An 18,611-nucleotide genomic window follows, 5' to 3' on the forward strand; every position below is an offset into this window, starting at 1 on the left:
AGAACTCCTTTCCCTACCATTAAACAAGTGTTTAATCATTATAGCAAAATATCTGGTAATAAATGTGTGATAACTACATGATAAAAAAATCACCTTGTGCGCATAGATAAAGATACGCACAAGGTGATAGATTGTTAGTAATTAATACGCTTAGCCCCAAGATATCGGTCTTGCCAATACTTATAAGTGAGATTGCTGATCGTCACACCCGTGCTCGATCCGCTATGAACGAACTGATCATTTCCTAAATAGATGCCAAGGTGTGATGGACCAGTGGCATACGTCTCAAAAAATACAAGATCGCCAACGGCTGGCTTAGAAACAGCCGTTGTGGCGTTCCACATCTGAGCAACCGTTCTTGGAAGCGCTACGTCTTCTTTTGCAAACACATATTGAATAAATCCACTGCAATCAAATCCGCTCGGAGTCGTTCCTGCCCAAACGTACGGTGTTCCCATAAGTTCTGCCGCGTTCGCGATTACGTTGATCGTAATTTCATTTGGCGTTTTGATTTGCTCTGGCTTTTTGTTCTCCACTTCAGTCATCTTGTCCAAAACGGTTTTGGTTACGATTCCTGTCACAGGTAAGCCATGTGCCTTTTGAAACGCCTCAACGCTATCTTCTGTTACCGTCCCAAAATAGTCCGTAATCATCGGATATGTAAAGAAGCCTAAGTTTTTAAGGCGCGTTTGCAACTGCTTAACTTCTGGTCCTGTTGTGCCAAACTTCAATTCCTTAGAAGTGATTGGCTGAGGCTTTGATGTTGCTGGTGGTGTCGCCGGTTTTGATGGAGCTGGCGTTGGTTTTGGCTTAGGTGGAGCCGCCGGTGCTTTTTTAGCTGCCACAGCTTTCGCGATTAATTCTTGCGTTTTCGCATCAGCCACACCTGTAGCTTTTAACTTTTGACTGATTTGAAATTTGCGCACTGCTTCGGTTGTAATTGTTCCATAATAATCGGTCGTTTTATAATATGTAAAAAAACCAAGGAACTTTAGGTCTTGCTGAAGCTTCATGACAGCTTGTCCTGTGGAGTTCAGCTTCATTTCTTTCGAAGAAGTGTTAGCCGCTGGATTTGATGCAGCTGGCTTCGACGGAACTGGTTTTGCAGCTATCGGCTTTGGTGCAGCTGGTTTCGGGGCCGTTTCTTGAAACGATTTCTGTAACAGCTTGCTATACGTGTTCTTCCCCACGATTCCATCTACAACGAGTCCGTTCGCTTTCTGAAAATCCATAACTGCCTTTTTTGTAATCGGTCCAAAATACGTTGTCGTTTGTGAATCTTTAAAGAATCCTTTTTGCTTTAAAATGGATTGCAGCTGCTGAACATCCGCATGCGTTGTCCCAGGTTTTAGGGTGTTATCACCTAAGGCAGCTTCACCAACGAGAGGAACAGCAAAAAATGCACCAGCAAACGCAGAAGTCATCACTAACCGTTTTACAACCGTGTTCTCCATGTTCTCCTCCTTCAAAAATACCGTTTATTACATATATCGGCAATTATGGATATTTATTTAACTGTCTTTTCGACATAAAACGAAAAAAAGCCTGCTGGCTTTTTTTATTTTCCTTCTATTAGACTACGAATTGCACATTGCAGCTTATATTCTGCTAAAGTTTGGCTCGTTTTTCTTTCTTTAAGACGCTTCACTAGATCATTTATCACAATGCGCCGTTCTTTAGCCATCCTCCTCACCTCATCCGGATTCGGTCCCCCCTGAATACTGCGCCTTTTCACAAACTGAATCGGACAGATGATGTCCTCCCACTCTTTTTGGGTGAGATTCAGGTGTTGGTGATGAGTCGTCAAAATTTGTTGAACCGTTTGAAGAGACAGGTCGGGAAGTTCTAACTTATCAGATGAGCATTTTTTTGCGATGGTGCTCGCTATGTTGTGAGCCTTTCGAAACGGCACTCCCTTTTCTTTTGCTAAAAAGTCCGCAAGCTCTGTAATCGTGATACATGATGTTTTCGCACGAGCGAGCGCTAGATCTTTGTTCACTTCCATCGTCCGGATGACTGCATGCATGAGGTACATCACTCGGTTTGCTTTTTCATAACTTCTATATAAATGGGGCTGAAGGTCGTCTTCCGTATCCACGATATCGCCAAACGGGGTGTTATGGATCATGTGAATTGCAGCCAGGGCTTCTCCTGCTGATGAACTGGCGAGTGCGCGTGAGTGTTCGATGGAAACCGGATTTCGTTTTTGTGGCATGATCGAGCTGATCTGCACGTATGGATCTGCCACTTTTATGATGTCGTGTTCACGGGTAACGAGCTGAAGGAAGTCTCCAATCCAACGTCCGCTGTTCGTCATCAACGTTAACACGGCGGTCGCTGTTTCTATCAAATAATCCGCGCCAGCTACAGCGTCATAGGAGTTTTCAATAAGTTTGGAGAAACCGAGTAGTTCACAAACTCTATTGCGGTCGATTGGAAAACTCGTTGTAGAGAGTGCCGCTGCTCCCATTGGTGAACAGTTCACTGTTTCATATGTTGATTCTAGCCGTTTAATATCACGTATTAGGATGTCTAACACAGCGGTTAGGTAGTGGCCGAGCGTTGTCGGCTGTGCGGGCTGGGTGTGGGTGTAGGCTGTCATGACGGTTTCCGAGTGTTCGTAGATCTTTTCTAGAAGGGCTGTTGCTAGCAAGAGTGCGCTTTCTGTAAGTGTGAGGATGTGTTCTCTAAGCACGAGACGGTACATGGCGATTCCCATGTCATTCCGGCTACGTGCCATATGCATACTCCCCGCAAGATCTGGTCCAATTTCTTCACTGATTTTTTGTTCAATCATGAAAAATAGATCTTCGAATTGTGGGTCGTAGGTTAGTGTTTGCGGGTCAATCTTCGCTATGATTTCTACACCTCTGAGTATTTTCGCGGCTTCACTTTTATCCAGGATTTGTTGCTGGGATAGCATCACAACATGTGCGCGGTGAATGTTAAACATATGTTTAAAAAGATAGTCTCTTTGGTCGTTGAATACGGGTCGCAGCAAGTGTTCCACGTATGTTTTGCCGGGGAACGTTGTGCCTTCTTGCTTGATAAAATCGTCTTTGGATGGCATGTCTTTTCACTCCTAACTGTGAAGGAATATGTGTTAGTAGTGTATAGAGATGAGTGGGTGTTGGGAACTCGGATACATCATGTTATTGGGATTAGTGTTCGTGAAGCCGTGTGAACAAAGTTTTTCACGGTACGTGTTTTTTATATTATTACACGTTCGCACACTTTTCTTCTTTCTGCACTCAATTCGACACCGAATACACACACTTCGACATGTAATGCGCACATCTAATGATTGTTTACACACACATTGTTTCCATTTACGCACAAATTGCTAAATTTTAACTTTCATACCGCCTAGCAAAACACTTTGCACAACAAAAAAACACCCAAAAAGTCTTCATCACGACAACTTTTGGGTGTGACATCTTATTTAGCTTCCAAAACCGCAACAAACTCACGCATATAATCAGGTAAATCCGGCGGACGGCGGCTTGATACGAGGTGACCGTCTACAACGACAGGTTCATCGATCCACGTTGCACCAGCGTTCTCCATGTCATCCTTGATTCCAGGTGTGCTCGTTACTTTTTTACCGTCTAAAACTTTTGCTGAAACAAGAACCCAGCCGGCATGACAGATCTGGCCGATCGGCTTTTTGTTATTCTCCATATGTTGAACCATCTCGATCACTTCAGGAAAACGGCGCAGCTTGTCCGGCGCCCAACCACCCGGAACTAAGATTGCATCGTAATCTCCAGCATTCACATCACCAAACGCATAATCAGCATCGGCCGGAACACCGTATTTTCCGATGTACGTCTCTCCTGCTTTCTCTCCAACAAGTTCGACGATCGCCCCTTCTTCACGCAAACGTAAAATCGGATACCACAATTCTAAGTCCTCAAAATCATGATGCACGAGACTGAGCACTTTTTTACCTTTTAAACGCATGTTTAACACCTCCGTTATTTTTATATCCTTATTAGCGTAACATGAATCCTAGCTGAGACACTATTCTTCCACTTCAACAGAGATGTATGTTACGATTTTTTCAATATAAAGCGTACGATATGGAAGGAGCTTGGATAAAAATGGGCAAATGCACGATTGACCACACGTTAGAAGATGTAGAGCAAAAGCTAGCAGAACAATCCGCTTTTATGCCGCGTGAACTAGTGATGGAAGTTGGCGACTCTTTATCTGATGATGCTGATCAGACCTACTTAAATGAAGTGTTTCATCTTTTGAAAAAGTACGATCTTGCAGATGAGAAGGAAAGAGAACATCGAAATGAAAAACTGAAAGATGTAGCGAAATAGAAAAATCCGGCACCACAAAAGGTATAGAAAATGAAAAGTCGCTTAACTTTGACGTTAAGCGACTTTAATGATCCTTATGAAATTCGTGTCTTGTTCTAACAGAAGAACAGCACTTCTTGCAAACGCAACCGGTAGCTCTGTTTTGACTAACGCTATCACCAAATGTGCCCTATTAAGCGAATTATCATTCTTGGTATTAACATTATGATGTTCCATACCAATTCAAATACAAACTCGATTAGGGTATCTTTTAAAAAGCTATTTCTATTTCTTTTTTTATTTTTCATCTTCTACTCCCAAATAATTAATAAGAATACATTCCTTTAAATGTAAATAAATTCTACTTTTATTTTCTATTTTCATCTTCCGCTAACCTGCCTAGTTCACATATATATTCAGCAAATATTACTGTTAAAAATGATATTAACGTTTTGTGACACCGTTACACATTTGTCCGGATCTTTCCATTTAATTTGGCTTTATTGTTTGCAGCATTGCCCACAGGCTTGTTTCTACGCCTTCCATTTCTGCTTTTGATGGGATATGAAGGGAGAAGTAAAACAATTCGCCTTCCACTTCTTTCACAAGATACATCACCACATCGTGCTGTTCGCTTATCCCCTTCACATAAAACTTCGCATCACGAAAATAAGAAAAGTACAAGTCAGTAGCCGCTAACTCATTCGCTTTTCCGGTTTGTTCTTCAGCTCGTTTCATTGACGATTTCTTCAAACTTTCGATATCAGCGGATGGATCCAACTTTTCAACTGTCGCATAAAAAGAAGAATCGTTCAGAAATTCAATCCTTCCTGTCTGCTCGTTCTCGTTTTCAAAATGGTACAGATCGAGCATGTAAAAGTGAAAGCCGTTTGAGCTTTGCATAAGTTCAGCTGGCCGCTGCTCTTTCATCCCCTCAACTTCTACTTCTATATTTTGGGTAGGCGGTAACTTTGTTTGTGATTCTTTCTCTTTCTCTTCAACTGGAGGCTTTTGAGGTTTTACTTCTTCATTTTCGCTATTAGAACAAGCAGTCAAAATGATTGCTATAATAATAAAAATTCCTATCCTAAGCAAGGTCTTCATAGAGAGTTCCCCTTTCTGAATGGCTCACCACTTCTGCTTAATGTCTTTGTTCGTTACACTAGTTAAAAATCCTTTACAACTATATGAAAGAGTATAAAAGTTATGTCAAGAAAACTTTCCAACCTTTTCTAAAAAACTAAGGTGAATCGTTTCGATTTTTCATTGACTCTCAAAATGAAAGCGCTTATAATTTTTATTATCAGGTTTATCGAAACGTTTCGATTGTATCAGACCATACACAATAAACGATATCCAGGAGGTTTTCTTTATGCTTAAGCAAAACGTGCAACATTTAATTCAAGACATGACATTAGAAGAAAAGATCAGCCAGTTGGTTCAGCTTGCTACTCCTTTCTTTAAAGGTTCATCTGATCAAGGCTTCATCACGGGTCCTATGCAGGAGATGGGGATTACGGATGATGTGATTCGCAATACGGGATCTGTTCTTGGTGGATCAGGAGCTCGTGAAACGCGCAACATCCAAGACGCACATTTAAAAGAAAACCGTCATGGCATTCCTTTATTGATGATGGCTGATATTGTTCATGGTTTTAAGACGATCTTCCCGGTACCTCTTGCGATCGGCTGTTCATGGGATATGGATCTAGCGGAAAAGAGTGCAGAGATCGCAGCAAAAGAAGCTTCTGTTTCTGGTGTTCACGTAACGTTCGCTCCAATGGTCGACCTCGTTCGTGACCCGCGCTGGGGCCGTGTGATGGAATCAACGGGTGAAGATGGATTTCTGAACAGTGAGTTCGCTCGTGCATTCGTTCGCGGTTTCCAAGGAAGTGATCTAACAAACGACAAAGATCGTGTTGCAGCTTGCGTGAAGCACTTTGCTGCATATGGTGCTCCTGAGGGCGGACGCGATTATAATACGGTGAACATGTCTGAACGTCAGCTTCGCGAGTCTTATCTGCCTGCTTATAAAGCGGCGCTTGATGAGGGCTGTGAGATGGTGATGACGGCGTTCAATACAGTCGACGGTATTCCGGCAACGGCGAACAAGAAACTGATGCGCGACCTTCTTCGTGACGAGTGGGGCTTTGACGGTGTGATTATCTCAGACTGGGGTGCTGTAAAAGAGCAGCTTCCGCACGGTGTGGCTGAAGACGAAGCAGAAGCGGCATATAAAGCGCTCACAGCTGGTGTTGATATCGAGATGATGACAACGTGCTATGTCGACCATGTGAAGGAACTCGTGGAAACCGGCAAGTTATCTGAATCTCTCGTTGATGAATCAGTAGAACGTATCTTAACGCTGAAGCAGAAGCTTGGACTTTTTGAAGATCCTTACCGTGGTGCTGATGAGAAGCGTGCGAAAGAAGTGATTCTGTGTGACAAGCACCGTGATGTAGCACGTGAACTGGCTGCAAAATCTTGTGTTTTATTAAAAAATGAAGGCGGCGTTCTTCCCCTTCAATCCACGCAAAAAATCGCACTGATCGGTCCATTCTCTACAAATGGCGATTTGATGGGACCTTGGTCTTGGCAAGGTGCTTATGATGATGTGGTAAAAGTAGATACAGGTCTGTTGGGTAAACTGGCTGATCCTTCTCTTTTAACGATTGCTGACGGTTGTGAAGTTGAGTCTGTAACAGATGAGCAATTGGAAGAAGCGGTTCGTGTTGCGAGTGATGCGGATGTGATCGTGCTCGCACTTGGAGAAGCTTCATTCATGAGTGGTGAAGCAGGATGCCGAGCTGACATTCGTCTGCCAGAGCCTCAACTTCAACTGATTCAGGAGATGAAAAAGTTAGGTAAGCCAATCGTGACGGTTCTCTTTAACGGTCGTCCACTTGACCTACATGGTGTAGTAGATCAAGTCGATGCTGTATTAGAAGCTTGGTATCCAGGTACTGAAGCAGGCGCTGCGATCGCAGATCTTTTATTCGGAGACGTGAATCCGTCTGGACGTTTATCGATGTCGTTCCCATATTCAGTAGGTCAGGTTCCTGTGTATTACAACCACTTCAACACAGGTCGTCCACAGCCAACTCCAGAAAATAAAGAGCGCTATCTGTCTCATTATCTGGACATCCCGAACGAGCCTCTATTCCCGTTCGGTTTTGGATTGAGCTACACAAAGTTCAAGTACGACGATGTTAAGTTGTCTAGTGATGTGTTGACGGAGGATGAGTCGATTACAGCTTCTGTTATGGTAACGAATATCGGCGACATGGCTGGTGAAGAGCTTGTTCAGCTGTATGTCCGAGATATTGCCGGTGATGTTGTTCGTCCGGTGAAAGAGCTTAAAGGTTATAAAAAGATTGTACTTGAGCCAGGCGTGTCTGAGGAAGTAACGTTTGAGATCACTGAAGAAATGCTTCGCTATCACCACGAGAACCTTGAGTTCATGAGCGATTCTGGTAAGTTTACGATTTTTATAGGGAAAAACAGCCATGATGTGGTTAGTGTTCCTTTTAGGTTGGTTAAGTAAATTGGGTAAGAGGACGCCTTATGAGGTAGTCCTCTTTTTTCATGCGTTTTATAGCTGAAATAAGCCAATAATAACGACCCAAAAAAGCAACCATCCATAGAAAACATAGTTTACAGCTCGTTTAAACGTTCTCAATTCATATGGTAGGAGCCATTTTACTTGATAGTAAGGAATGATAGAAATTGAGGGAAGAAATATCGGGAAAAAGAATCCTGCCATTAGAGCAACGTTGCCTAAAGCCTCTATTGTCATGTCTCGATCTGCTCCGCCTGCGAGTAGAAGGATGAACCAAGCAAGATAAACAAACCAAATGGAGTTAAAAAAGCGTCTGAGTTCTGAGCTCGATTCATATCGAAGGATGCATAGTAATAGTAAACAGCCCATCGCATAAGTCCACCATGTATCCACTTGAAAATAACTAGTAAGGATAATAACTAAACCAATAATAGCAAGGCTATTGCGCCTTATTTTGCTGTGATGCTTAAGTACTTTCATTCGTGGCACCTCCCTTATAGGTAATTTATACCAGTAGAAGAGACTATAGTAAATGTTTTTATTCGTTTTACGGTACGTGTTTTTATAATTCTTACACGTTCGCACAAAAATGATCATTTTGCGCACATATTCATGAACTTTTCACACACAATTACTAGTATTTCGCACAAAAAATTCAACTTTCCGCACAAACTTAGCCTCAGTACGCACAAATTCAAAAATCGCATCTTTAACGACCTAACAATTAGCCCTGAAAACAGAAAAGACTGCCCTAAAAGAGCAGTCATACTTAATTATCCAACCAAAACACGCAACGCATCATCCACTTTCGCATGTTTCTTGCTGCGAACGAGAGTTAATTCATCATTTTCTTCAATTACATAATCAGCACTCGGTAAAATCTTCGTTCTAGAATCAAATGCAATCACATCTTCCACCTGAGTTAGGCGGAAATCGATATAATCTTCACTTACACCGGTAATTTCAGCGGTCGCATAAGCAATTTTCACACGACCAACCGATAGATTCATAGGCAGCATCACACCGTCTTTGCTCTGCAACAACAGCTTTCTTCCACCCAACAACGCTACTCCATCTTCATAAAGCGTAAATTCTTTATCAAATCCATCTAAATTTAACAGATGAAGGAAACGCTCACCTTCCGCATCAGCAGTCGATGTCATGAAGATGCCGTGGTGTGGGCAATCATGCGTTAGTTTCGCACGACTTCCTAGTCGCTCGAGCGCTGTTTTGAAGAAAGGCAGATCGCAACGATAGAAGCTGGCAATCACGATCGCGCGTCCGCTTCCTACCTCAGACTCGAAGCCACAAACATCTCCAGATCCGTACACTCTGAAAATTGGCGTCACATCTGGTCCAACTTCAAAACGCTGAACGAAGCCTGAACGAATCTCGGGCTGAGCTGAAGCCCAGTTGTCTCCATAGATAGATAGATAGTTTCCGTGACCATCACGGCTTATCCCTTTATACGTCACGTCTAGCGCTTCCGCTAATAGCGTACAGTTCTTCCCTTCCATATCATAAAGAGGAACCTCACCGTATAGAAGAATGCTCCCGCCGATGTTCAAATAGTTTACGAGTTTCTCCTGGATAGCACTATCCATGTAACGAGCGGACGGTAACGCGAGAACAGGTGTTACAGCTACATCAAGCGGTTTGTTCTGAACATCAACCGCTGTAAAACGATAACCGTTAAGCAGCATCGCACGGCCCATGATCTCCCAAGCTCCAGCACCGCGGTTCGCTTCAATGTTCGACAGGATCTCACGCATCACTTCGCTCTTTGGATAACGATATTCGGTCATATAATAATCCGGGATGAACGCAAACGATACTTCATCTCGTTCTTCGTTCATACGTGCGAGCTTATCACTCACCGCCATCACACTTTGGTTCACGCGTGACATGCGCGGAAACGTATAATTGTAGTCGCCTTCTGGACCAATTGGTGCCGCGAAACCATGGCGTTCACCAGTTGATGCAATTCGGTCGTTGCCATCATCAACTAACGTATCTAGTCTCGCATTTTTACCGCCAGCAAACAGATAATAGTTGATCAGTCGGTTTCCTTGAGCAAGACACATTCTAAACTTAAAATCCGCAGCTGATGGATCATAGCGCTCACCTAACGTCTCACCAAAATTACCATCTCCACAGTTGAACTCAACAGACGTTAACGGTTGATCTTCGGTATGCACAGCTTCCATCAGACCGTTGATGATGTAGAGGTCTTGGAACGTTTTCATGTCGAGATCGCCAAAATAAATATCAGATCCCGAGATATATCCAGGTCCTTGGTTATACGTTTCATAAAGCTGGCTGATTCCGATCGGGTACGTGAACCCGCGTCCTCCGCCTGTTCCGTGGATGTTTACGACGAACGGAATGTCTTTCACACCGAACTCTTCTGCATACTCTCTTAAAATCGCAATATATTTCGCGAATCGGTAGCGCATGTAATAGCCTAGATCTTTTAACAGCTGTGCCGCATACTCTTCTTTTGGAGAGCGGAATGCAGTGTTTCGCTCACGGCTTTCTTCTAAAGAAAACGGGTAACGCTCAGAAACGGTATCTCCATAGCGACCAACTAACCAATTTGATAAATCGTTCAGCACGTTGTCTGTTAAATCCGGTGTGTTGCTCACCCATGACAGCATGCCGATCTCGTTATCAAGCTGAAACGCGATAATTTTTCCGCCGTTTGGATAGGTGCGCGGCGTAACCACTTCCATCACTTTTTCATAATACTTACGCACTTCTTGTAAAAATCCTGGTGCGAGATAATCCACGGTCGGTGTAGTCGGTTCGCTTTCGTCCCAACCAACCGGAATGATTTCAGGGTGCTTCTCGTACACCCAATAAGGAAGGCCTTCGTTTTTCATCTCGGCCATGATGAACGGCCCGGGACGAACGAAGAAATAAAAGCCGTTTTCCGTACAAAGGTCGATGAAACCGGCAAGGTCTGTTTCTGGACGCGTTTTACCTGTAAAATCAAACTGCCCTTCCACCGGCTCATGCCAAAGCCATGGCACATAAGTGGCCACGGCGTTACATCCTGTTTCTTTTAGCTTGTTCAAACGGTCTTGCCAATCGCTTTTATCAAGACGGTAGTAATGAATCTCACCGCACGTGATCAGAACAGGCTTACCGTCGATGATGATCTGTTTGTTTTTGACCTCAATCATTTAACAGGACTTCCTTCTGTCTTTTTCCAACCTAATAGGTCAGCACCTTGTTTCACATACTTATTTTTCATGAACAGATCCCACACGAGACCAGATTGATAGTTTTCGATCATAAGAAGCGTGATTCCCTTATCAATCCCGATTACATGGTCTGAATACCAAGCTGGCGTGACATCCAGATTATAAGAATCTTGGAAACCATACTCACTCCAAAGCTGTGGGTGCTCTTCGTAAAAGTACTTCATTGCCGCGATCGACTCTTCTGGTGTGAACACGATCGATCCCGCTGCTCCCGTCGGTGCGATCGTCCCTTCAAGCTCAGGCGTACACCCTTCATAATATGGAGGAGCACCTGGGACGCGGTAGCCGGTCGGACTCGCACAAGCCGTTAAGCCCCACGCGTTCTCATGATACGTCTTGAACTCACTCGATTTTTCTTTACAAAACGCACGGTTCGCAAGGGATGCTTTTACCGAGTTCTCGAACCAGTTGATTCCGTCTCCGTCGACGATATTTCTAAAATCGATGAACGCGTGCGAATATTGGTGAACAAACATTGCGTTTCCTGGCGCGTGGATGTACTCGTAATCTTTGTACGTTCCTTTTCTTCGCTCGAAGCCGTCATAAATTTTTGCTGGAACGGGATGTGTTGGAGATGCAACACCAAGCACGTACGTCATCATCTGCTCCGCGTACATATCCCAATGGTGGAAGCCGCCTGTTTCCGGGTTGTATCCCATGTAGAACTGGTTCACCGGCTCATCATAGTACACGTTCCAGTCGACACGAGCATAGATCTTTTCAAAAAGCTCTGCGATTTCTCCGCCAAAGTATTCAGCAGATGTTACGGCTCCACATAGGAAGATTCCCGTATCGATGATTGACGCACAGTCGTACCACTCTTCGTTTTTCTTCGCTGTCTGCATGTTTAAGAAGTGGTAAAAGAAGCCGCTCGCGTGTTCCACGTTGTTTAAGAAAGTTTCAAGCGTCCCTTTAGTACGCTCGTATCCTTCTTCTTTCGTGATCCATCCGCGCTCGATTCCGATGATGATCGCCGTTAATCCGAATCCGTTTGATGCGATACTTGCTACTTTTTTATTCGCTGACTGATCCAGGATCAACCCGTATCCCGGGCTGTTTTTATCCGTGTTAGCTTCGTTCCAAAAGAAATTAAAGCACCCTTTTGCTTCAAGGTCCAATAGTTTTTGTGTATCCATCGTTATTCCCCTCTCATCTCTTACTTAATTTTTAATAAAAGATCGTGGATTTTTGAATAGGTTTTGAGATTGTACTTCATTGCTAAGTTGATTGGAGTGCAAGGTGCGAGACTCCTGCGGGACAAGCGGTCAGGTGAGACCCTTAACGGCGCAAAGCGGCAAGGGGCTCACCGCCTGCCCCGCGGAAAGCGAGCACCTGGAACGGAAATCAACTACCCACACCGATCCCTACTCCCCAGTAATCCCCGAACGATCCACACCTTCAACAAACCAGCGCTGCGTGATAAAGTACACGATTAATAATGGCAGAATCGACAGGACGGTTCCTGCCATCTTGATTCCTTCGTTCAACTGGTTGCCTCCACTCACTCCCATCTCAGCCGGGAACATCTGCTGATACGTCGCAACGAACTTTTGCAGCTGCAGCGGTAATGTCGTTAACGCATCTCCAAAATAGATCGCTGCCAAATACGTCTCGTTCCAATACCAAACGAATGAGAACAAAAATGAGATGATGATCGCTGGCAAGGCCATCGGTAAGGCGATCGTGAAAAAGATTCGAAAATGTCCTGCGCCATCGAGCTGAGCTGCTTCTTCCAATGCTTTTGGCACGGCTCTAAAAAACTGATAAAAGATCAGGATGAAGATCGCGCTGTTCAATCCTTGTCCAAACGTTGCCGGAAGCAAGAACGCACTCAAACTGCCGAGAATGTTCAGCTCATTAAAGAAGATGTATCTTGGAATGAGCGTCACCTGTGGCGGGATGATGAACGTCGCGAGCACTAGAACGAACATGATCTTTTTACCGCGAAAATCAAAACGAGCGAGTCCGTATCCGACAACTGCTGCTACAGCAGTCTGCGCCAAGGCAGGAAGGACCGTCACATACAACGTTTCCATCAATGTTGAAAAGAAGTTCAGAACCTTGTTCGCCTGCTCATAGTTTCCAGTATAAAACTGTGTTGGAATCCAGTTTACGAGCGGGTTCAACAGATCGTCCAAACTTTTAAAGCTGTACACACCCATGTAGAGAAGCGGATACAGGTACACAAATCCGATCCCGACTAAGAGTCCGTAGATCAAGAGCTTGTAAAGAAGACCATCTGTCCCCTGCATGCCCAAAAACATGCGTTTCGTCTTTAAGTAATACTTGTTTACTTGCTGTGTTTTGGTTTGCACATTGATCACATCCTCTTAGGTGTATTTTTTCTTTCTTTTTACCGTCATCACACCAACCGCGATCGCAAGCGCTGCAGCGATGATCAGAAAGTAGATCCACGATAGTGCTGAAGCATAGCCATAACCTGTGTTTACTTTAAACATGTTTTTCTGTATGTGTTCGATGATCGGATTCAACGAGAATACCGAATACGTTACGATCGTGTAGATCAAGTTAACGATGATCATCGGCGTTAGACTTGGCAAGGTGATCTTCCAAAAGAACTCCCAGTTGCTCGCACCATCGATCTTCGCCGCTTCAAAGATCTGCTTGTCCATCTTTTGAAGTGCAGCTAAGAAAATTAAGATCTGTACTCCGGAATACCACAGAATTACGATCAAGTTTTTAATTAAATACAGTAAGATTCCGTTAAAGAAACCATCCGGGTTATCACTTAACGCCTGATAGATGGCGTATTGTTCAATAGAAGGAATGGTCGTGATTCCTTGATCAATCAGCTCTTTGATTACCGGTCCGCTCGCAATAATAACGGGCAGAAAGAAAATTGTACGGAACAATCCGCGGAACTTGATCTTCTGGTTCAACAATAGAGCGATGATCAACGAAAAGACGATGATGATCGGAACCGAGATGACCATCTCTTCTAGATATTTTAGGACGCGGTCTACGAACGTTCCGTCGACCGAAAACGCATATTCGTAGTTTCCAAAGCTCACAAAGTTCGTTTTGATGCCATCGGTCGTGATCTTTACTTCCTGAAAGCTTAAAAAGAGCGAGTATAGAAGCGGAAACGCCGTAAAGACGAGAAAGCCGATGATCCATGGTGAAACAAACAGCAATCCTGTAAGATTTCTGTTATTGCCTAGTCGTTTCATCGCTTTCTCCTCCTTCTGTTACCGCAAAATACTTTGGTTTCACTTCAATACCGTTACTTTTATAAGTTGCGTTCGTGTAGTTGACGACGATCACTTTTCCGTTGGAGTATTCCACTTCCACAACACCTGTCTGTGGCACATTACGGCTGACGATTTCTTCACCTTCTACCTCACCAAGACTTTTCTTAATGTTTTCGTACTGATACAAAATCTTGTCTTTCCAGATCGAGTATTCCGATGTATAAACGTCACTCGATGCAGTTTTAGCAAGTAGGTGTGACGCTTCTTTCGTTAAAAGATACGATGGATACGCTCCGTACTCAATCATGCGCAGCATCTGATCTTCTGAATCTGACTGAAAGTTCGAGAACGGTGCGTAGTATGGCATGTACCCTTTTAGCACGATCTGCAGAAACGGTACCGTGTCTGTTTCAAACACATAGTTCGACGCGTTCATCGGAATGTCGAGATAGCGGTCGGCCTGATTCCATAGATATGTGTTTGGTTCATAAAGAGCGACATTCCCCACTTCTTTGTTAAGTGTGCCAAACAGCTTTTGATACGTTTTGATCGTCTGATTTCGCTCGCTCGATTTTTTTCCGCTAAAGTCAGAGAACAACGTGTATCCGCTCGTATCGATTGCTACGTTTGAAATGCCTTGTTTCTTAAATTCCTTTGCATCGTCTTTTGCGATCGCAAGAGATTTTTCTGGCGATAAATAATAGAGCGTTTTCTTATCTTCACTGTGTGAGATCGTCTCTGCACTAATTTTCTTTGCTACGTCTTTGCTGCCCGAATAGCCAGATGCTCCGTCATACGCTTTTGTATAATCGCTGTAAAAATAGAGCGGAATGTTATCCTTTTTAAGACTGTCGATCGTGTCCTTCACGTCGTCACTATTTCCAAGCTCACTTTCAAACGGAAACTTCTGAGGCAGCGTGCCTGTTAGCCCGCCTTCTGACCAGCCTTTATAAACGACGAACAGATCATCGATGTCTTTTTTGAGTTCAGATGTCATGCTCGGAATGTCTGTCACCTTCGTCATCGGCAGAACAGAATCCCACAACAGACCTTCCTTCACTTCGCCACCTAGAAACTCAAGTCTGACACCGGTTTTGTCGTCTTGTTTTTCTAACTGTTTTGTATCAGAAAGATGGTTTTGATACGCTTTGGCCATCCCTACATAATCTGCGTCATCGTCTTGTAAGAACATGTATCTCAGCTTTACGCCGAACGGATTTTTCGTTTTTTGATATACGTTAAGACCTTTCATGTTTTTACTCGTCGGCTGATAATATTCTTTTCTAAAATGAAATTCAGAAGAGATCCAGTTAAAGTCGGTCGAAACGCCTGATGGATACGCTAAAATGTCACCATGCGTATAGCCTTCTTCAATCACAGCCAGAAATCCGTTCTGCTTCACACCATGAACCGTTCCGAATACCGGCATCTTGATCTGCTCAACCGGTGTTACTTTTTCTTCTTCTTCCTTCTTCACTTTTGTTTTCAAAAAAGCTTCATCATCACCGTAAATGGATCCGGTAAACGGTGCATCCGCTTTTGTGCCGTTCTTTTCATAACGAATTAATGCACCTGAGCCGTCTGGTATGAACATATAGCCGTTGATGTCACTCTTGTTCACAGCACCTAAAAACGGATAAACGCGCATAGAGATGAGCTTTGTGTACTTGTTTTCTCTGATCTCATTCTCAGGAATTGAAACAACAAGATCGTTTTCTTGAAGCTCTACGTTCACTTCAAATTCTAATTTTGACTGGTTCATGTAAAGAGAGGCCGTAAACCCTTTATCGTTCATCTTCACACGAGGTCTAGAATCGTTCGTCGTGATGCTCTCAGTTTTCACCTTTCCGCGTCGATCCATATAATCAACGGTGATCGCAGATTGAGCCATCTGTTCCCACGTTTTGTTCAGTCGGTACTGATCGGGGTTATCGAGGCCTGAGTTCCAAACGTATTTCGTTTTTTTGTTCTCTATCTTGATCGCGAGCGTTTCTTCGTTCACATAAAGAGCAAGATTATCGTTCTCGGCTGCTTTTTCAAAGCCTTGGAACGAGTTTTTCTGTTTGATCGGAGCCGCACTCTCTTTCTCAGGCTTCGTAAACGATGAAGACGTATACTTCATCACATTTTGACTGTTTTCTGTTGGTACGGGAGGCTGTTCCGTACTTTTCTTATCATCTTGCGCCGCGAATACAGAGATCGGTACGAGCAAGGTAAGAAGCGCGATACTTAACTTTTTATACACGAAGAACAGCCTCCTTTATGATGGAATAAACAAAATCGTACACTTGATCAATCAACACGAACACGATGAACACAACAAGAAGCATGATTACCATACCGAACAGCGTGACGAAGATGTTTCGGATCGTGTCTGAGAACGTGTAGTTATGAATCTCTTTTAGCATGATGAAAAGGATGATCAGACACCATGCGTAGATGATGCGGATCGAGAACACATAAACAAACGCTTCATTGTAAGTGAGCACGTTCGATAAAAGGGTCAGGATCGGACTGAACAAAAGAAACGGAGCGAGTGAGTAAATCGTTCCGATATAGATGTCCTTAAACCTTCCTTCACCGTCGTTGATCGTACTAACGAGATAGTTCACTACGATAAAAAGTGCGAGTGGTACGAGCAGTAAGAGAAGCTCGCCAACTAAGTTCGCATCGCTGCTCACCGTTTTAAAGATAAATCCGGTATAAAACCGGCTGTAAATATACTCGACGATTAAGATTACATACAGGATCGTCGCTGATAGAATCGACGCGTATTGTTTTCTTTTCAGATAATAAAAACTATCGATCGGATGACGGAAGAACTTGAACAGGAAGAGCAGTTCTCCTATCAATTTCTGTTTCTTAATCGCGCCAATCTGTCTACGCGGCTGATTCAGAATGCCTTTCTTTTTGTCGATCGCCTTCACTATATAGTACAAAATCCCAAAGAAAATGAGCGCGAACAACACCGTTTCCAGGTTCTCTTGCATCCATGCATGTCTGACTTCCCAGAACGAATCGGAATAACCGAACACGTCGTTAGCAAACTCGTATTCTTCTAACGCCTTATCATAGTCTTGCTGTTTATAATAAGCAGAGCCCATGGCCGAATGTGCGAGACCGAACGAAGAGTTCATCTTCAGCACTTCTTCCCAGTACTTCTGACTTTCTACATAACGCCCTTCTTTAAAAAGGGCAATTCCTTCATGCACTTGTTTAGAGAAAGCAGTAGATTCAAAGACTTGGATCATGCCGCGTTCTTTGTCGGTTACGTACAGCCTGCCTTCAGGATCAATCGTGATGCCTGTCGGCTGTTTGAACAACCCGAGACGGTTCGTTCCGTCGTCTTTACCGCCGAAGATGAATAGTAAATTTCCGAAACTATCATATTCATAGATCTCGCCGGTGCTTGATACGACGAAAATGTTTCCGTCGTGATCGACCGCGATATCTTGTAGAGACTTCTCATCAGAGATATCTGGAAACAGCATATTTTTTCCGGCAACGTTCAGCTTTTTGATAACTTCGTTCGTCGTTCCTTCTGTCACGGAATAGACGAGACCTTGATCATCAAGCGCGATGTTGTCTGGCGCGGGAGGTGTTTTCATGAACATGTTTGCTTTTTTACTCTCTGATGTGAGAAGCTTCTGCAAAAACGTGCCAAACGATCCTTCTGTGCTGTTTACGCCGTAATAGCCGAGAAATCCGCCATCTTTACTTAGCTGAATGATTCCGTTCGTTGATCCTTCACTGATCACATAGATGCTGCCGCGACGGTCAACGGCTACTTTTTGCGGTTTAAAAGAAGAGCTTTTACCGAAAAGCGGTGAATCTGGCTTTCCGTATACCTCTTCTACCTTGCCGTCTTGCGAAAAGCGGAATACCTTCTCTACTTCATAATCCGCTACATAAATGTTTTCATTTTCGTCCACATAGACGCCAGTTGGTGATTTTAAGACACCTTTTCCAATCTCACGGACAAATTTCCCATTCTTATCAGCAACGAGAATTTTTTTAGTCCCAGAATCCGCAATATAAAGGTTTCCTTTTGTATCAGAGAAAATGTCTTCCGGGTTCATGATCTCAACGTCTGGTAACAGTGTACCTACGGGCGTGTAAGCAGTCTGTGTTTCGATCGTCTGACCGCCTGCTGATAAAGTTTCTGTCTGATAAGGGACAGAAGCAGAAGCGGTAGAGTAGATCGGAACAAGCAGGAATACCAAAAATGCTACAAATTGGGCAATGCGCTTCATTTCTCCCCCCT

At 43.7% G+C, this 18,611-nt stretch carries 13 protein-coding genes; 2 read left to right on the top strand and 11 right to left on the bottom strand.

The genetic code is table 11. From position 1 onward, the window contains the following. Positions 1–134 precede the first annotated feature (134 nt). From P4V41_RS03280 to P4V41_RS03290, 3 genes are all read right to left on the bottom strand, one after another. Positions 135–1,454, bottom strand: a complete 1,320-nt coding sequence (locus tag P4V41_RS03280; protein WP_328083396.1) for a peptidoglycan-binding protein — start codon at positions 1,452–1,454, stop codon at positions 135–137. 104 nt (positions 1,455–1,558) lie between these two features. Then, the gene (gene argH, locus P4V41_RS03285) at positions 1,559–3,070 is read right to left on the bottom strand and encodes an argininosuccinate lyase (protein ID WP_328083397.1); all 1,512 of its coding nucleotides are present in this window, start codon (positions 3,068–3,070) and stop codon (positions 1,559–1,561) included. A 368-nt stretch (positions 3,071–3,438) separates the two neighbouring features. Next, positions 3,439–3,963 carry a type 1 glutamine amidotransferase domain-containing protein gene (locus P4V41_RS03290; RefSeq protein WP_328083398.1) on the bottom strand — a complete coding sequence of 175 codons (525 nt, stop codon included), beginning with the start codon at positions 3,961–3,963 and terminating at the stop codon, positions 3,439–3,441. Between the two features lie 140 nt (positions 3,964–4,103). Between P4V41_RS03290 and P4V41_RS03295 the strand changes: the two genes are divergently transcribed. Further along, a complete protein-coding gene (locus P4V41_RS03295; protein WP_328083399.1) occupies positions 4,104–4,331 on the top strand; it encodes a hypothetical protein in 228 nt (75 codons plus the stop codon). Positions 4,332–4,799: 468 nt separating this feature from the next. Here P4V41_RS03295 and P4V41_RS03300 read toward each other — a convergent pair whose 3' ends face one another. Beyond that, a complete protein-coding gene (locus P4V41_RS03300; RefSeq protein WP_328083400.1) occupies positions 4,800–5,414 on the bottom strand; it encodes a hypothetical protein in 615 nt (204 codons plus the stop codon). Positions 5,415–5,682: 268 nt separating this feature from the next. Here P4V41_RS03300 and P4V41_RS03305 point away from each other — a divergent pair, with 268 nt between their 5' ends. Further along, positions 5,683–7,854, top strand: coding sequence for a glycoside hydrolase family 3 N-terminal domain-containing protein (locus P4V41_RS03305; RefSeq protein WP_328083401.1), 2,172 nt, complete (start codon positions 5,683–5,685; stop codon positions 7,852–7,854). Between the two features lie 48 nt (positions 7,855–7,902). On the opposite strand, the gene P4V41_RS03310 is transcribed toward P4V41_RS03305, so the two are convergent. The 7 genes from P4V41_RS03310 to P4V41_RS03340 all read right to left on the bottom strand — a co-directional run bounded on the left by P4V41_RS03310 (position 7,903) and on the right by P4V41_RS03340 (position 18,600). Continuing rightward, entirely contained in the window at positions 7,903–8,349 is a 447-nt protein-coding gene (locus P4V41_RS03310; RefSeq protein WP_328083402.1) for a hypothetical protein, read from the bottom strand. 293 nt (positions 8,350–8,642) lie between these two features. Next, on the bottom strand, positions 8,643–11,054 hold the full coding sequence (locus P4V41_RS03315) for a beta-galactosidase (protein WP_328083403.1): 2,412 nt from the start codon (positions 11,052–11,054) through the stop codon (positions 8,643–8,645). Beyond that, positions 11,051–12,271, bottom strand: coding sequence for a glucoamylase family protein (locus P4V41_RS03320; protein WP_328083404.1), 1,221 nt, complete (start codon positions 12,269–12,271; stop codon positions 11,051–11,053). The genes P4V41_RS03315 and P4V41_RS03320 overlap by 4 nt, the downstream gene beginning before the upstream one ends. 228 nt (positions 12,272–12,499) lie before the next feature. Continuing rightward, a complete protein-coding gene (locus P4V41_RS03325) occupies positions 12,500–13,450 on the bottom strand; it encodes a carbohydrate ABC transporter permease (RefSeq protein ID WP_312035304.1) in 951 nt (316 codons plus the stop codon). 15 nt (positions 13,451–13,465) lie between these two features. Then, complete coding sequence (locus P4V41_RS03330) at positions 13,466–14,326, bottom strand: sugar ABC transporter permease (protein ID WP_328083405.1); 861 nt, start codon at positions 14,324–14,326, stop codon at positions 13,466–13,468. Continuing rightward, complete coding sequence (locus P4V41_RS03335; RefSeq protein ID WP_328083406.1) at positions 14,307–16,592, bottom strand: DUF5696 domain-containing protein; 2,286 nt, start codon at positions 16,590–16,592, stop codon at positions 14,307–14,309. Before P4V41_RS03335 ends, P4V41_RS03330 begins: the two co-directional genes overlap by 20 nt. After that, positions 16,585–18,600: a YIP1 family protein gene (locus tag P4V41_RS03340; protein ID WP_328083407.1), complete on the bottom strand. Its 2,016-nt coding sequence runs from the start codon at positions 18,598–18,600 to the stop codon at positions 16,585–16,587. Before P4V41_RS03340 ends, P4V41_RS03335 begins: the two co-directional genes overlap by 8 nt. Positions 18,601–18,611 lie beyond the last annotated feature (11 nt).

Origin of the sequence: Fictibacillus nanhaiensis (assembly GCF_036213205.1) — a bacterium.
Lineage (GTDB): Bacteria > Bacillota > Bacilli > Bacillales > Fictibacillaceae > Fictibacillus > Fictibacillus nanhaiensis_E.

Coding starts and splice junctions, on each gene's coding strand:
- P4V41_RS03330 (WP_328083405.1), bottom strand. CDS start 14,326: ATGAAACGACTAGGCAATAACAGAAATCTTACAGGATTGCTGTTTGTT.
- P4V41_RS03320 (WP_328083404.1), bottom strand. CDS start 12,271: ATGGATACACAAAAACTATTGGACCTTGAAGCAAAAGGGTGCTTTAAT.
- P4V41_RS03340 (WP_328083407.1), bottom strand. CDS start 18,600: ATGAAGCGCATTGCCCAATTTGTAGCATTTTTGGTATTCCTGCTTGTT.
- P4V41_RS03300 (WP_328083400.1), bottom strand. CDS start 5,414: ATGAAGACCTTGCTTAGGATAGGAATTTTTATTATTATAGCAATCATT.
- P4V41_RS03295 (WP_328083399.1), top strand. CDS start 4,104: ATGGGCAAATGCACGATTGACCACACGTTAGAAGATGTAGAGCAAAAG.
- P4V41_RS03280 (WP_328083396.1), bottom strand. CDS start 1,454: ATGGAGAACACGGTTGTAAAACGGTTAGTGATGACTTCTGCGTTTGCT.
- P4V41_RS03310 (WP_328083402.1), bottom strand. CDS start 8,349: ATGAAAGTACTTAAGCATCACAGCAAAATAAGGCGCAATAGCCTTGCT.
- P4V41_RS03305 (WP_328083401.1), top strand. CDS start 5,683: ATGCTTAAGCAAAACGTGCAACATTTAATTCAAGACATGACATTAGAA.
- P4V41_RS03290 (WP_328083398.1), bottom strand. CDS start 3,963: ATGCGTTTAAAAGGTAAAAAAGTGCTCAGTCTCGTGCATCATGATTTT.
- P4V41_RS03315 (WP_328083403.1), bottom strand. CDS start 11,054: ATGATTGAGGTCAAAAACAAACAGATCATCATCGACGGTAAGCCTGTT.
- argH (WP_328083397.1), bottom strand. CDS start 3,070: ATGCCATCCAAAGACGATTTTATCAAGCAAGAAGGCACAACGTTCCCC.